General features: G+C 49.7%; 12 protein-coding genes, 1 pseudogene and 1 other annotated feature. Of the genes and pseudogenes, 7 read left to right on the top strand and 6 right to left on the bottom strand.

Translation table 11 applies throughout. The annotated features are described in order from the left end of the window. Window positions 1-142 precede the first annotated feature (142 nt). Complete coding sequence (locus AC0YOB_RS32215; RefSeq protein WP_475796269.1) at window positions 143-859, top strand: sensor domain-containing protein; 717 nt, start codon at window positions 143-145, stop codon at window positions 857-859. A 195-nt stretch (window positions 860-1,054) separates the two neighbouring features. On the opposite strand, the gene AC0YOB_RS32210 is transcribed toward AC0YOB_RS32215, so the two are convergent. After that, on the bottom strand, window positions 1,055-2,260 hold the full coding sequence (locus AC0YOB_RS32210) for an epoxide hydrolase family protein (RefSeq protein WP_475796268.1): 1,206 nt from the start codon (window positions 2,258-2,260) through the stop codon (window positions 1,055-1,057). Window positions 2,261-2,713: 453 nt separating this feature from the next. Here AC0YOB_RS32210 and AC0YOB_RS32205 point away from each other — a divergent pair, with 453 nt between their 5' ends. After that, window positions 2,714-3,043: an antibiotic biosynthesis monooxygenase family protein gene (locus AC0YOB_RS32205; protein WP_475796267.1), complete on the top strand. Its 330-nt coding sequence runs from the start codon at window positions 2,714-2,716 to the stop codon at window positions 3,041-3,043. A 265-nt stretch (window positions 3,044-3,308) separates the two neighbouring features. Here AC0YOB_RS32205 and AC0YOB_RS32200 read toward each other — a convergent pair whose 3' ends face one another. Then, complete coding sequence (locus AC0YOB_RS32200) at window positions 3,309-4,631, bottom strand: hemolysin family protein (RefSeq protein ID WP_475796266.1); 1,323 nt, start codon at window positions 4,629-4,631, stop codon at window positions 3,309-3,311. A gap of 235 nt (window positions 4,632-4,866) precedes the next feature. Between AC0YOB_RS32200 and AC0YOB_RS32195 the strand changes: the two genes are divergently transcribed. Next, window positions 4,867-5,640, top strand: a complete 774-nt coding sequence (locus tag AC0YOB_RS32195) for a DUF1836 domain-containing protein (protein WP_475796265.1) — start codon at window positions 4,867-4,869, stop codon at window positions 5,638-5,640. Window positions 5,641-5,653: 13 nt separating this feature from the next. Beyond that, entirely contained in the window at window positions 5,654-6,331 is a 678-nt protein-coding gene (locus tag AC0YOB_RS32190; RefSeq protein ID WP_475796264.1) for a FadR/GntR family transcriptional regulator, read from the top strand. A 175-nt stretch (window positions 6,332-6,506) separates the two neighbouring features. On the opposite strand, the gene metG is transcribed toward AC0YOB_RS32190, so the two are convergent. The 4 genes from metG to AC0YOB_RS32170 all read right to left on the bottom strand — a co-directional run bounded on the left by metG (window position 6,507) and on the right by AC0YOB_RS32170 (window position 12,233). After that, entirely contained in the window at window positions 6,507-8,147 is a 1,641-nt protein-coding gene (gene metG / locus AC0YOB_RS32185) for a methionine--tRNA ligase (protein ID WP_475796263.1), read from the bottom strand. 41 nt (window positions 8,148-8,188) lie between these two features. Further along, window positions 8,189-8,449 (bottom strand) — a binding site (T-box leader). 128 nt (window positions 8,450-8,577) lie between these two features. Further along, a complete protein-coding gene (locus AC0YOB_RS32180; protein ID WP_475796262.1) occupies window positions 8,578-10,308 on the bottom strand; it encodes a M20/M25/M40 family metallo-hydrolase in 1,731 nt (576 codons plus the stop codon). Between the two features lie 94 nt (window positions 10,309-10,402). Continuing rightward, window positions 10,403-11,548: a sensor histidine kinase gene (locus AC0YOB_RS32175; protein WP_475796261.1), complete on the bottom strand. Its 1,146-nt coding sequence runs from the start codon at window positions 11,546-11,548 to the stop codon at window positions 10,403-10,405. Then, window positions 11,535-12,233 carry a response regulator transcription factor gene (locus tag AC0YOB_RS32170; protein ID WP_475796260.1) on the bottom strand — a complete coding sequence of 233 codons (699 nt, stop codon included), beginning with the start codon at window positions 12,231-12,233 and terminating at the stop codon, window positions 11,535-11,537. The genes AC0YOB_RS32175 and AC0YOB_RS32170 overlap by 14 nt, the downstream gene beginning before the upstream one ends. Before the next feature lie 259 nt (window positions 12,234-12,492). On the opposite strand from AC0YOB_RS32170, the pseudogene AC0YOB_RS32165 reads away from it, so the two are divergent. From AC0YOB_RS32165 to AC0YOB_RS32155, 3 genes and pseudogenes are all read left to right on the top strand, one after another. Beyond that, window positions 12,493-12,821, top strand: a pseudogene (locus AC0YOB_RS32165) (PadR family transcriptional regulator). Between the two features lie 15 nt (window positions 12,822-12,836). After that, the gene (locus tag AC0YOB_RS32160) at window positions 12,837-13,700 is read left to right on the top strand and encodes a pentapeptide repeat-containing protein (RefSeq protein WP_475796259.1); all 864 of its coding nucleotides are present in this window, start codon (window positions 12,837-12,839) and stop codon (window positions 13,698-13,700) included. A 12-nt stretch (window positions 13,701-13,712) separates the two neighbouring features. After that, window positions 13,713-14,046: ATP-binding cassette domain-containing protein (locus tag AC0YOB_RS32155; protein WP_475796258.1), on the top strand; the 334-nt coding region annotated here is incomplete at its 3' end.

Below are 14,046 nucleotides of genomic sequence, written 5' to 3'. Positions count from 1 at the left end.
TGAACTAGATTACAAATAATGGAAGATGCAGTTTGCTGCTGCGGAACTGGACTTAGGTCTGGTCTACTTTCCATCCGCAAGCGGATGCTCACAGCTGGCTCTCGGGGCTACAATGGAAGCAACGAAACGAGAAAGCGTGGTTATGACAATGAAAAAGCAAAGCGCCGTCAAGGCTTGGAAAATGCTCGTCATGGCACTCCCGAAAGGAATTGCGGCATTTGTAGTCGCAATTGTCGGTCTGTCAGTGGGCCTGCCGCTATTGGTCATTTTGATTGGCCTGCCGCTATTGTCGGCGACGCTGGTCCTGTGCCGCCGCTTCATGAAAGAGGAAGCCAGCTACACGAAAGCCTGGCTCAACAAGGCCGATCATCATTCCGCTCCCGCTGTGACGGAGCCTGTTTCCGGGCAGAAGGGCTGGCTGGCACTGCTGTCTCCATTCAGAGAGGGACAATCTTATCGGGGCATCGTCTACAGCATCCTTCAGCTCCCTATCGGCATAGCGGCGTTCACGACCGCAATCGTGCTGCCTGTAACGGCATTCGCAGTTATGCTGTCCCCGCTCGCTTATGAGGTGAGCATCCGATTGTTCGATTTCAATTTATTCCCCGATGCATGGATGATGGACCGCTTGAACATTGAGTTGTCGTCGGCTCAGCGCTCATGGATTGCCGGGGGCGTTGGCCTGATATTCGTGCTGCTGCAGCCCATGATACTGAGGATGTTGGGCCGCTGGTATGCCTCATGGGTTCAGAATGTGGCCGGACCGGAAGCCTGGCAGCGCCAGAATCTGGGTGAGTATGCCAGCGATGAGATGACGCTAATGGCAGATGAGGCACGGGAAATCCGCTTGCATGCTTGAATTAAAGAACAGCGGCAGTTTTGGACTCGATTATGTCCGAAGCTGCCGCTGTTTTTTTGCTGAAACCGCCCCAATGTTTCTTCACAGCGGCAAAAGAGACCGCATTTTGCCAACTCTCCAATCGAAATTCAAATCGATGTCGCGTGTGGCGTGGGACGACGAGCACCCGTGTGAGCGTGTACCACCTGACTACGATTAGCGCAGTGATTTGAACCCTGCACGGAGTTCTGCAGCGAAAAGCTGTGGCTGCTCCCACGCAGCGAAGTGTCCGCCCTTGTCGAGCCTGTTGAAATACATGAGCTTGGGATACGCCCTCTCCGTCCAAGTCAGCGGGGCCTGATAGAGCTCGTAAGGAAAGACGCTCACGGCAACCGGGATGCAGACGCCCTTGACGGCGAAGAAGGAGAACTTGTTTTCCCAATAGAGACGAGCCGAAGAAATCGCCGTATTCGTCAGCCAGTAGAGCGTGATGTTGTCGAGGACATCGTCTCGCGTAAGACCTCCGGGGTGTCCGGCAAAGGCCTGAGAGATCAGCTCCAGACTATGCGCGTCATGGTCAAGCATAAAGGCTGCCAAACCGACGGGCGAATCCGCAAGTCCAGTCAGTGTCTGAGGGCGCGTCCCCATCATCTTGGCGTAGCCGATGTGCTTGTATACGAAGTCCAGCTGCCGGGACGCACGCCTCTCGTCGTCTGAGAGACCGGGGGGCAGCGGGCTGCCGCACTGGAGCTCCTTATCAAGGTCGGGCGGAACTACGCCAGGCATGTTGGAGTGAATGCCGAGCAGTCCCGGAGGCGCCTGTACACCCATCAAATCCGTGATAATCGCACCCCAGTCGCCGCCCTGTGCCACATACTTCGTGTACCCCAGGCGCTTCATCAGCTCTGCCCAGGCTTGTGCGATGCGGACGGGGCCCCAGCCGGTTGTGGTCGGCTTGCCTGAAAACCCGTAGCCGGGCATCGACGGAATCACCAGATGGAAAGCGTCCGATGCCTTCGCGCCATATGCCGTGGGATTGGTAAGCGGTTCGACAATCTTCAGCATCTCGATGATCGAGCCTGGCCATCCATGCGTGATGATGAGCGGCAAAGCATCTTTATGCTTCGAACGAACGTGAATGAAATGAATGTCCAGCCCATCGATCTCGGTGATGAACTGCGGCAGGGCGTTCAGCTTCGCCTCGCACTTGCGCCAATCGTAATCCGACGCCCAATAGCGCGCGAGTGCCTGAATCGTCGCGAGCTGCACGCCTTGCGATGCATCCGCGACTGTTTCCCGATCAGGCCATTTTGTCGCATATATGCGCCTGCGCAATTCGATAAGTTCCGCTTCCGGAACATTCACATGAAACGGACCCCGAATGGCGTTCTTATCTGTAGGCAAGGATAGTTTTGTCGGCATACTCAATCGCCAATGCGCCATTGGTTGCTCCGGATATACGTGGCGGGATAATCCTGCGTAAGGTATGGCTGGCTGCCCAAGAGACATGGGGTAAGATATTTTCATATAAGGCTGGCGGAAAAAGAATTGATTATAGAAGTGGCTTCCTAATCCTCCCTGCCCAAAATTTCCGTAGCCTCCATGGATACCCATATTTGTTGTCCTCCATTTATGTGGTAATAGACATTTGACCATGTATTGTATGGGCTTCTGTCCTAATCAGTTCGTATTCAGCTGTTAATTGGGCTTTTCGGATTCAAACTAAGACTTGCCTGAAACAGCGAACGGGCATCCATCTGGAAGGGAGACTCATCACAAGGCGCAGCTCCAGCAGCAAGAATGTATAAAATGGTGACATGGAGCAAAAGATTAGCAGAGCATACGTTTACGAAAATATTAATAAAGGAGTTAATTATGACTCATATATCAATGAATAATCGCGTTGTTACCCTGATCAATGTGTTCACAGTTGATCCCGAAAATCAGGAACGTCTGGTCGAGTTACTTACCCGTGCAACAGAAGTCTCCGTACGACACGCTGCCGGATTTATTTCTTGCAGTCTCCATCGAAGCACAGATGGGAATAAGGTTACAATGTATGCTCAATGGAGAAGTGCGGAAGATTACCAAGCTATGCGAAATGACCCTAAACCACTTCCGTATCTTCAGGAAGCATTAACTATAGCTTCGTTTGATCCGGGCATGTATGAAGTCGTCAAAACATTTGAACCCTTCAATGAATAGGGAGCCCGCCAGTGTTATAGCGAAATTATAAGCACCGCCATGTGAAAAAACACATGGCGGTTTTCATTTATGAACTTATTAATTTCTTTCTGTAACTCCTGCATCCGGTTAGTCCGTTAAGCAAAACGGATACGATTATTATTCGTTCCATGGCAGCAAGCTGTCGACAATGCTTCCCGGTGAAATTCGTAAGGGATGGCCAGAAATTCAACAGCCCGCCCATCATTGATGGACGGGCTGGTTTATTCCAATCCTCTAGGGGATTCTAAAGCGAGGCCTCTTCCACAAGCTCTGGATGATGATAAGCCCGGTGATGATGAATCTCGATTCTCATAATCCGGTTCTTTACCTTCTCCCGGATGATGAAGCTCAGCTCGTCGAAACGCCACTCCACATTCTCTTTGAGCTCCGGCTGCCTGCTGTACAACCAGCCGCCAATGGAATCGACATCGTCATGCTCAAGATCGGTTCCGAGCAGCTGGTTGATCTCGGTTATGAGCACCACACCCTCTACCAAGAAGCGGTTCTCTCCCAGAGTTTCAATTTCCTTCTTCTCGTCGCTGTCGAATTCATCGCGGATTTCGCCCACGATCTCTTCAATGATATCTTCAATTGTAATCAATCCCGAGGTGCCTCCGTATTCATCCACCAGCATGGCGATATGGACGCGCTCTTTTTGCATTTTCTTAAGCAGGGTATCCACGGGCATGACCTCGGGAATCGACATGACGGGTTGAAGCAGCGTGCTGAAATCAAAGGATGGATTATTGTCATATTTCAGGAAAAACTGCTTGGTGTTGATGGTTCCGATAATATGATCCTTATTGTCCATGGCAACGGGAAAACGGGTATATTGTTCTTTCTTGATAATTGCGAGATTCTCGGAAAGCGTCTTGTTGGCATATAAGCAGACCATGTCGGTGCGCGGTATCATAATTTCCCGGGCCAGCAGCTCGTCGAAGGCGAAAATCCGGTTCACATAACCGAATTCCGCTTTGTTGATTTTACCGCTCTGATAGCTGTCCGAGAGAATGATGCGGATTTCTTCTTCCGAATGGGCTTCTTCATGCTCACTGGCCGGCTTCATGCCGAATAAGCGGACCAATCCGTTAGCTGAGCCGTTCAGCAGCCAAATGAAAGGATACATGATTTTATGGAAAAAAATGATAAGCGGCGCCACGATAACCGTGATCTGCTCCGCTTTTTGAATCGCGAGTGTCTTGGGCGCAAGTTCGCCGATAACGACATGCAGATAGGTCATAACCGCAAGCGCAATAATCATGGAGAATACGTGGCTGAGGCCGTCTCCGATAGCCAGACGATCGAAAAAGGGATGGAGCAGCTCCTCCACAGTAGGCTCGCCGAGCCATCCAAGACCCAGAGCGGTAATGGTAATCCCGAGCTGACAGGCGGACAGGTAGGCGTCCAGGTGGCTTGTTACTTTTTGCACGGCAAGAGCGTTCTTCTTACCCTCAAGCACCATCTGATCGACCCGGCTTCCGCGCAGCTTAATGATCGCGAATTCGGTAGCCACGAAGAATGCGGTGAGAATAATCAATAAAGCGATCAACAAGAAATTCAGAGCCATAACAACCTTCCTTCGTTTTGAACAATTCATATTAGTAGTTCTTATGAACTTATTTTACAGGGTTTCCGTACAAACTACAAAGTCATGAATGGCTCATATCTGCTGATATGGGTCAGATAACCTCCGGGATTGTCATATAACAAGGGTCATTCCTCCATTAATTCACTTTGACACAACCGTACGCGAGTTTTATGATGAGCTTTAGAAGAACGATTCGAATGGTTGAGGTGTTAGTATGGAAACATTATCTTTTACCCGCAAGGAGATGGCTGAGCTTCTTCTTTCTATAAATAAACAATCTGCGCGTTCGCCGCTGACTATTCTACAGGAGACATGGATTGCCCATTATCAGAGGGAGAAGGCCCAGGGGATCTCCATGACGGCTTTCGTCTCCACAACGCTTCCTCCCGTAATCGAGCGGATGATCAAGTCGGATATGAACCCGGCTCTGTCTCTTCATGATATCGTATCCCTGGGATCGCAAATTGAGTACACCCATTTTTCCGTCACATCGGTACAGAACTGGGTGAAGCGGGATTTTAAGGACTTTATTGGTTTGGCTGAGGAGGGGAAGAAATACTCCCTGCAGCAGGCTTCCCTGTTTTTTATTATCGAGGATTTGAGATCTGCCCTGGATTACGAAGCGATCCGCAAGCTGTTCGAGATTGTGTTCCCTGTTCAGGGGGATAATGAACATAATCCGCATCTGATTGCTCCGTTGGATTTCTATGCCGCTTATGCCGAGCTGTTCGAGGAGCTGGACGAGCGTTACCGGACATATGAAGGCGGGCGGAACGATATGGTGTACAAATGGGACCAAATGATCCATGAACTCTCCCGGGAATTCGTATCCCGCAAGGAGCCTTTCACCGATGCACAGAAGGAAGCCTTGCAAAATGCGCTCCATGTCGCGCTGATCTCCGTGCATACGTCCTGCTTCCATTCGCTTGCGCGGCGCTATTTGAACGGTATGGTATTTATGAACGGATTGAACGAGATGAAGCCATGAAAGAGCGTGAATCATGAAGAAGAAGCTGATTTATGAAGTGGTATATGACGAGATTAAACGGCGGATTGAAGAGGGAATATGGAAGCCGGGCGAGCGCATTCCCACATTGGAGGATATTTCGGAGGAACTTCAGGTGGGGATTTCCTCTGTCCGCGAGGCGGTGCGGATACTCGGCAAGCAGAAGATTCTGACCGTCGAACAGGGAAGAGGAACCTTCATCAGCGGGCAGATTCCCGGCAATCCGAACCGCTATCTGGCGGCGATGGAACGGGCCTCGTGGATGCAGCTGACGGAAGCGCGTCTGGTTATCGAACCGGAGCTCGCAGCTCTTGCGGCAGAGAAAGCCGCTCCGGAGGACAGGGATGCCATCTTGAAAAGCGCCGAAGCGATGCAGCGCAAGGTGAAGGCCGGCAAGCCTTTTCTCAAGGAGGATATTGAGTTCCATGATCTCATTGCCAAAGCTTCGCGTAATGAAATTCTGATCAATATGATTCATATGGTCGGGGATGTGCTGCTGGACAGCCGGCGCCATACGATGCGGATTCCCGGCATGCATGAGAAAGCCTCGTCCTACCATTACCTGATCGCGCAGGCGATCGTGCAGCACAATCCCCAGCAGGCCAGGGAGCTGATGAAGCTGCATCTGGTTGATATGCGGGATCAATGGGATCCCGAGACTGATGTTGAATAGTGCAGGCTAAGGCTCACTTCCCGTAGGGAAGAAGAGAGGAAGGGAGAAGCGGATTCTCCGTGGCTGACATGGTAGAAAGCCATTCGGCACCAAATAATCGCCTTGTCCTTGATGGAAGGACAGGGCGATTTATTGGAGCGCGGCCGCAAAGCTCTTCTTTTCGGGTGGGTGACAATTACCATTTTTGTTTTTCCAATAAACTTGTTTCTTCTTCAATCTGACTAACGTCAATACGCTGGAACAATAACTTCAGGTTTTGGATTTTTCGGTTGGCTGGAATTGATGTCAGTCTCCAAACCGGTTGTTCCAGTGTCAGGAACTTTCTTATTTCTTCACAAGAGAAGGGAATGAACGGGTGCAGCAGATTGGACAGATTCACTATAATTTGCACGCATATATTCAGTGTATAACCACACGCTTTCCGGTTTTCCTTAATCTGTGCCCATGGCTTTTGTTCATCAAAGAATTTGTTTGCCCGGCGAACGCAAGTAAAAATCAGATCAATGGCTTCCTTTAGACGGCCTTCTTCGATTAAGGCCCCGGACTCAAGATACAACTCCTCCATTATATTCTTCCATTCTTCATTAAGATTACCTTCTGGAACGCGTCCTTCAAAGGACTTGTCGATAAAAGCCAATGTACGATTAACAAGGTTTCCAAATGCGCCAAGCAATTCCCCGTTATGGCTGTGGATGAACTCCCTCCAGGAAAAATCAGTATCCCGGTTCTCCGGACCGTTTGCGATCAAAAAATAACGAATGGAATCTGGTTGATAGCGACGCATGATATCCGGTACCCATACCGCCCAATTACTGCTTGTCGAAAACTTTTTCCCTTCCAGGGTCATGTACTCACATGATATAATCCGATCCGGCAAATGGAGACCCCCTACTCCAAGGAGCAGTGCCGGCCAGACCACGGTATGGAAAGGTATATTATCTTTCCCATGTACATAATAAGCGGTTATATTCTCCTTCCCTTCCTTCCAGAATGATTCCCAGCTGCCGCCTGTCTCTGCAGCCCACTGCTTGCTTGCCGATAAGTAGCCGCTGACCGCCTCGATCCAAACGTAGATTTTTTTTTCTTCGAACCCGTCAACCGGAACATCAACACCCCAAGTCAAGTCACGGGTTACAGCACGATCTTGAAGACCTTCTTTTAAGTATCGTCCAGTTAACTGTACAGCATTTTCCTTCCATCCTTGAGCTTGTTGTGCATACTTGCCCAATTCAGCCTGGAACCGTGAGAGCGCAAGGTAATAATGCTCTGTCGGGCGCTCAATAGGGGGGTTCCCACAAATCTTGCAAGTCTTGTCTGACAGGTCTGCAGGATCTAACAAAGTCGAACAATAATCACATTGATCACCTCTGGCGCGGTTCCCGCAAACGGGGCAGGTACCCTCAACGTATCGATCCGGCAGGAAGCGTTGGTCGGTTTCACAATAAGTCTGCTGTAATGTCTTTTTGTATAAATATCCATTTTTCAATAGTTGCAAGAACATTTCTTGAACCACTTGATGGTGAAAAACCTGGTCAGTACGTGTGTACAAATCATAAGTGAACCCCAGCTGCTTAAAGCACTCGGCAAACTCCTGGTGAAATCGATCCGCAATATCTCCTGGGGAGACACCCTCTTGAATGGCCTGAACGGCGACCGGTGTGCCATGGCAGTCGCTGCCCGAAACATACAGCACGTTTTCTCCCTTCGAACGAAAATAACGTGCCAGTACATCTCCTGGCAGTAAGCTTGCCAACCGTCCCAGATGCAATGAACCGTTCGCATACGGCCATGCTCCGCCAATAAAAATATTTGTCATTAAGACTCCTCCTTTTTTGACAAACAAAAAAACCCTCATCCCGAAGGGACGAGAGCTGTGCTCACGTGGTTCCACCCAATTTTATCAATGCCTTGCGGCATTAACCTCTTCAAGTACGACGCGTTTGCGTTTATACCCTAGCACAGTAACGGGTGCGGGTTCCGGCGCAACCTACAACCACATGAGGCTTCGATGCGCAGCTCCGAGACCATATTCCCAAGGTTATTCTTTACCCCTTTTCAGCAACCGGGGCTCTCTGCAAAAGACATCACCAGGGTACTCTTTCTCTTCTTAGCTTTTTTCAGAATATTCAAGTTATTTGTAATAATACTTTTTATAATTTTCAAAGTCAAGGTTATTATACGGCTTGCCGCTGCAGGTGTTTTAGTGCATCACAACTGAGTTATTATGCCCAAAATCATCCTATTCATTAACGGGGGATAGTTTCCTTTCTCTCTTGGGACAACAACACAGCGGATAGTCTGTACTTCGCTGCAAAAATTACGGCTACAATAGAAACCGGAACGACACTCAAAGCGACAACCACCGGTGCAGCAGGCAGCATAAACATCACATAGACCAGCCAGCATACCGGTACATACAGCAGCAATATTCCTGCGCCGAGTACAGTCGATGCGATCATCCGGCCAACCGGATAGCGATCCAAAACTGCGACAATCAACATCACCAGCGTCGGTAACGTAAACAGGTAACTGATTTCATAGAACAAGACCGTTGTCCCGACGATCAGCAGCACTTGAATCGGCAGCACACTTGCGATCCCTTCGGCAAGCGATCGTTTTTGCATCCGGAAGAACCATATTGCGAGAGCGCCCAAGCCATGCGCCAAGGCTATGCAAAGATAAACCGCATCATTGTTTGTTGATTCGCCGAGCCGCATCGTTTGGGTTAATAATGAGACGATCCCCCAGCTCAGCAAGCCCATCGCGACCATCGTACCGAGCAGCCAGCCCGTGCCGCCGGCGATTTGGAGAAGCGTAACCTTGCCAAGCCGAATCTGAATAATCAGCCAAGCTAATGAAGCCAACGCCGCACATACCGACAGGATATAGGCAGCAATGTCGCTCATGACCACGAGATTGCCGGTCAGCAGTGTGAAAAACACGCTATCCCGGTTAGAGCCGCTGTCCTGGAATTGCGCTTGCCCGCTATAGTCGGCCATTTCCAAGGCGGTCTGCAGAAAGTTATAAGCCGTTCCGCGATGCAAATTCTCAAAGGTGTCCGACGGCTGATGGTAATGCTCTACGCCCTCCGCCACGGCAAAATTAAGTCCCGGATATCCCGCCTCCAGGAAACGGGTCAAATCGGTGCCGTTCGGCATTTTGCGGTACAACCCGGTTGTGAACGAAAAAGCCAGGGGGCGTGAACTCGCCGATTGAAAATGCCGCAACAAATCATAGTTGGACGCAGACGTTTCAAACATGAGCAGTCCGCCGCGATTCCCGCGCGCATCGAAGTTAAGGACAAGATCGATCTTGCTTTGAAGCTCGGGATGCGACTTCACAAATGCTTTCGCGCCTAGCGCGCTTTCTTCCTCCCCATCCGTAAACAAAACATAGAGATCGTTTTTCAAATCGGGCCTACTCGATTGCTCGCGCAATGCTTCAAGCATTGCGCTTACGGAAACCATATCGTCAGCCGTGCCGGGGGAGTTGACCTCGCTGTCGTAATGGGCGAGCATCAATATGCCGCGATCCGTGCCGGGCGCATCCAGTTTGACCCATATGTTGCTTAAAACCAATCCGTCCTTTTCTGAAGAGGCTCTTTTATGATTGTCACCTTCTAAAGCACCTGAAGGCGGTGTCTTACGCATGCTTCGTTCTCCCATCGGCGGGCCGTCTTGGGCGAGACGTTCGGCTTCCATATCCGCGGATGTATATATTTCCGGATCGACAGTCGCTTCCAGCCCCATATCGCGGATTTGCGCCAATAGATAGGTCCGTACTTCGTCAAGCTCCTTGGAACCGGATGGATGCGGTGCGACTGTCATGGCTTGCAAATGGGCAAGCATTCGTTGATAAGCCAAATAATCGGCATTGGATTCAGATGGCGGTGATGGCGGCCGCAATTGTGCAAAGCCTGTCCAGATTCCTATTGCAAATACGATAAGCATTAGCAGAATCGAACTTTTTTTTACCATTTTTCTTTTGTACCCCTCCTGTGAAATAAAGTATGCTCTCACTATAATTCAAGGAAGGTTAACTCAGGGTTAAGAAGACAGCCCGCCGAGAAAATCAGCGGTCCGCTTTATTTTGAGGCTTCGGCAGCCGGATTACGATAGCCGTGGACACATCGGCCACGCTGTGCACCTGGATTTCACCTCCGTGCTTTTCGATGACCATCCTCACGATGGAAAGCCCCAAGCCACTGCCTCCAAGCTCTCTCGAGCGCGATTTGTCTACGCAGTAGAACGGATCGAAAATTTTATCGAGCTGATCCTCCGGTATGCCGATCCCCGTATCAAGGATCGTAATTTGGGTGTTGACCGCGTTATCCGCCGCAGCGATAATAATGACTCCATTAGGCTTGTTATATTTGACTGCGTTATGAATCATATTGTAAAAAGCTCTGTACAAGAGAGGCTTATCGCCGTGCAGCAGCACGTCGGCGGTACGGTTTTCGATGCGAAGATTTTTACTTTGAATAGGCTGCAGGAGCTCGTCAATAATATTGCCGAACATGTCCTTAGCTTCGATTCTCTCGCTTTCCGCGATATTCTGTCCGGCGTTCAGCTTCAGCAGGTCATTTACCAAACCGCTGAGACGCTGGGCGTTTTTAAGCGTGTCCTCAAGCGTTTCCTTATATTCGTCGACCGTAGGATGATCGTCAAGCTGCAGCACCTCGATGTTTGCGATCATGGCGGCGAGCGGCGTTTTGAGTTCATGCGCGGCATTGGCCGAGAAATTTTTGTGCGCAACAAACACTTTCTCCAATTTATGGATCATCCGGTTAAAGGACCGGCTCAGCTTGGAAACCTCGTCATTGGACGAAGGCACCCCGACCTGCCGGAACAAGTTGTTTTCGTCGATTTCCCCGATCTCCTTGCTTAAATCCGTTACAGGCTTCAAGGCTCTTCCCGCAATCAGATAGGTTAAGCCGCTTCCTATAACAATGACCATTACAGCGCTAATAATGCCGACGGCTGTAAAGTCGTTATTCCTCTCTATCACTGCTTTTTTTGGCAATGCGAATGGCCGTGCAACCGGAGATCTCTGTATAAACTCCGATGCATTTACTTTGTATTTGGGAAAGTCAGCGTTATAAATCTTTCGTGCGGCATAGATCGAAGTCATCATCAGCACGATGGAAGCAATAATCAATATCAACGCCATTAATAGGGTCAGCCGCAGCCGCAGCGGAAGATGGTTAAACCGGGCCATACTGCACCTCCACGATGAAATAGCCGAGCCCTCTTGCGTTTTTGACGATTTCCTGTTTCTCAAGGTGGACGGCAAGCTTCTTCTTGAGCGAATTGATGTGTACCTTGAAGGAATTGGAAAATAAATCGGTTTGACTGTCCCACACGTGTTCAATTATCTCTTCCGCGCCTACGATTTTATCCTTGTGCATCATCAGATACTCAAGGATGCCGTATTCTTTTTTGGTTAAGTCAATCAACTGATTTCGAACATATACCTGCTTTAACGCGGTATCGATTTGTAAATCTCCATGTGCGATTCGCGTATCCGTCAGGATGAATTTTCGGCGAAGCAACGCGCGAAGCCTCGCTTCAAGCTCCTTGAAGTGAAACGGCTTCGCCATATAATCGTTGGCGCCGGTGTCGAGCCCCGCGATCTTGTCCTCCACCTCGGAACGCGCGGACAGGATGAGCACCTTGATTTCCTGGTTGTTCTTACGAATTACCGTCAGAACATCAATGCCATCTAATTTCGGCAGATTCAAATCAAGCACGATCGCATCGTATTCATTGACCTGGACGAGCTGCAGGGCTTTTTCTCCGTCCGGTGCGGCATCGACCGCGTATCCGAATTTTCTCAGCCCCGTGCAGATTGCTTTTTGCATCGATAAGTCATCCTCGACAACCAATACTTTCAGTTCCATCATCCCCCGCATTTCAATTTGATCATGATAGCTCAAGCTTGGTTAAATTACGGTTAATTTTTTGCCTTTCTGTTAAAGTAATAACCATTAGACTGAGAATTATCAAGACCTAAACTTAAAGAAATATCAAATAAAATAAAGGGTTCTACATATTAGGCATGACTTATGTGGAATCCTTACTTTTCAAGCCGAGTACCTAATTTAAAATATTACCTTGACACTCATAGTAATATGTCGTACTATACAAATGCGGGGTGATGAAATGAGCGAGAACAAAATTACATCCGACCTGCTGCGCGGGCATACCGATACGATGATTTTACGGCTCTTATCCGAAGCGGACCGCTACGGTACGAGATTGTCAAATTGATTGCCGAGCGTTCAGGCGGCGAGTATGAATTAAAGGAAGCCACGATGTACTCCAGCGTCAAGCGGCTGGAGGTGGACGGTGATATCGAGTGGTATTGGGGCGATGAATCCCAGGGTGGACGCCGTAAATATTTTCGGATTACCGACAAGGGCAAGGCTGCTTACAATCGCAACAAAAGCAACTGGGAATACGCGAAGCGCGTGCTAGAAAACTTATTATAAAGGAGACTGGATATAATGAATGAGAAATTGACGAACTATTTGAACGGCGTGTTTGCACCCTACGATGAGGTAAAAAGCGTCACCGAATTAAAGACGGACCTGCTCTCCGATTTGCAGGAGCGGTTCCGGGAGCTCAAAGCCGAGGGCAAGGATGATGAAACCGCTTTTGAAATGACCATTGAAAGCATCGGCGACATTGAGCAAACGGTACTGGAAGTCGCTAACCTCTCCCGCTCGCTGGAGCGGCAGGTGGTGACCAACTTTAACGGAAGCAACCTGGCGAAAAGCGACTTTGCAGGCGTGACCGCCCATAAAGGAGAGTTTAAAGGCAGCGCGCTGCACGGATCCGACTTTGCGGGCGCAGACTTGAGAGGCAGCTCGTTTAAGGGCAGCGACGTGCGTGAAGCCAATTTCGACGGCGCGAATCTGACGGACTGCAGCCTATCCGCCCTTGACCTGACGAATGCAAGCTTCGATCAATCGATCCTTGTACGCACGAACTTCAGCTCGTTGGGACTGGACGGAGCCGCATTCACAGGTGTAAAACTGACTGACGTCACGTTCTCTTCGACGGACCTTAAAAAAACCATCTTTGAAAACTGTATCTTTGACGGCGTGGAGTTCAAAACTTCCGATCTGGGCGGGCTGCGATTTGACGGGCAAACCTTTATCGGCGTCAAGTTTGACAAGTCGGCACTGAACGACGTTTCGTTTAAGGGCGCGACACTCAAGAACGTGTCGTTTCCGACGTCTTCCTGGTCTAAAAGATATTACCGTGTTATCAAAACCGTCTGCTTTGACGGGGCAGTCATGGATAAGCTGACCTATGCCGCCCTTAAAGGCATGGATGCCGATTTGTCCAAGGTTACCGTTCGATAAGGAGGGGAACATATGCCAACCACATCCATTCAAGTTAAAGGACTGCAAAAATCCTACAAGCAGCTTCAGGTCTTAAAGGGCGTCGATTTCGAGGTGGAAAAGGGCTGTATTTTCGCCCTGCTCGGCTCCAACGGGGCGGGCAAGACCACGGTTGTCAAAATCCTCACCACGCTGCTCAAGCCAGACAGCGGAACCGCGACCGTAAACGGATTCGATGTTGCGGCAAAACCCGAGAATGTGCGGCAGGCAATCAGTCTGACCGGGCAATTTGCCGCCGTGGACGAAATGTTGACCGGACGGGAAAATCTGATCATGATTGCCAAGCTGCGCTACCTCAAAAATCCGC

This window comes from Paenibacillus sp. JT31N17 (assembly GCF_056269255.1).
This window is presented reverse-complemented; position numbering and strand designations above follow the sequence as displayed.

Excerpts from the sequence above, each read along its gene's own strand:
- AC0YOB_RS32180 (WP_475796262.1), bottom strand. The coding sequence starts at position 10,308 with ATGGTAAAAAAAAGTTCGATTCTGCTAATGCTTATCGTATTTGCAATA.
- AC0YOB_RS32175 (WP_475796261.1), bottom strand. The coding sequence starts at position 11,548 with ATGGCCCGGTTTAACCATCTTCCGCTGCGGCTGCGGCTGACCCTATTA.
- AC0YOB_RS32215 (WP_475796269.1), top strand. The coding sequence starts at position 143 with ATGACAATGAAAAAGCAAAGCGCCGTCAAGGCTTGGAAAATGCTCGTC.
- AC0YOB_RS32160 (WP_475796259.1), top strand. The coding sequence starts at position 12,837 with ATGAATGAGAAATTGACGAACTATTTGAACGGCGTGTTTGCACCCTAC.
- AC0YOB_RS32170 (WP_475796260.1), bottom strand. The coding sequence starts at position 12,233 with ATGATGGAACTGAAAGTATTGGTTGTCGAGGATGACTTATCGATGCAA.
- AC0YOB_RS32200 (WP_475796266.1), bottom strand. The coding sequence starts at position 4,631 with ATGGCTCTGAATTTCTTGTTGATCGCTTTATTGATTATTCTCACCGCA.
- AC0YOB_RS32190 (WP_475796264.1), top strand. The coding sequence starts at position 5,654 with ATGAAGAAGAAGCTGATTTATGAAGTGGTATATGACGAGATTAAACGG.
- metG (WP_475796263.1), bottom strand. The coding sequence starts at position 8,147 with ATGACAAATATTTTTATTGGCGGAGCATGGCCGTATGCGAACGGTTCA.
- AC0YOB_RS32195 (WP_475796265.1), top strand. The coding sequence starts at position 4,867 with ATGGAAACATTATCTTTTACCCGCAAGGAGATGGCTGAGCTTCTTCTT.
- AC0YOB_RS32210 (WP_475796268.1), bottom strand. The coding sequence starts at position 2,260 with ATGCCGACAAAACTATCCTTGCCTACAGATAAGAACGCCATTCGGGGT.
- AC0YOB_RS32205 (WP_475796267.1), top strand. The coding sequence starts at position 2,714 with ATGACTCATATATCAATGAATAATCGCGTTGTTACCCTGATCAATGTG.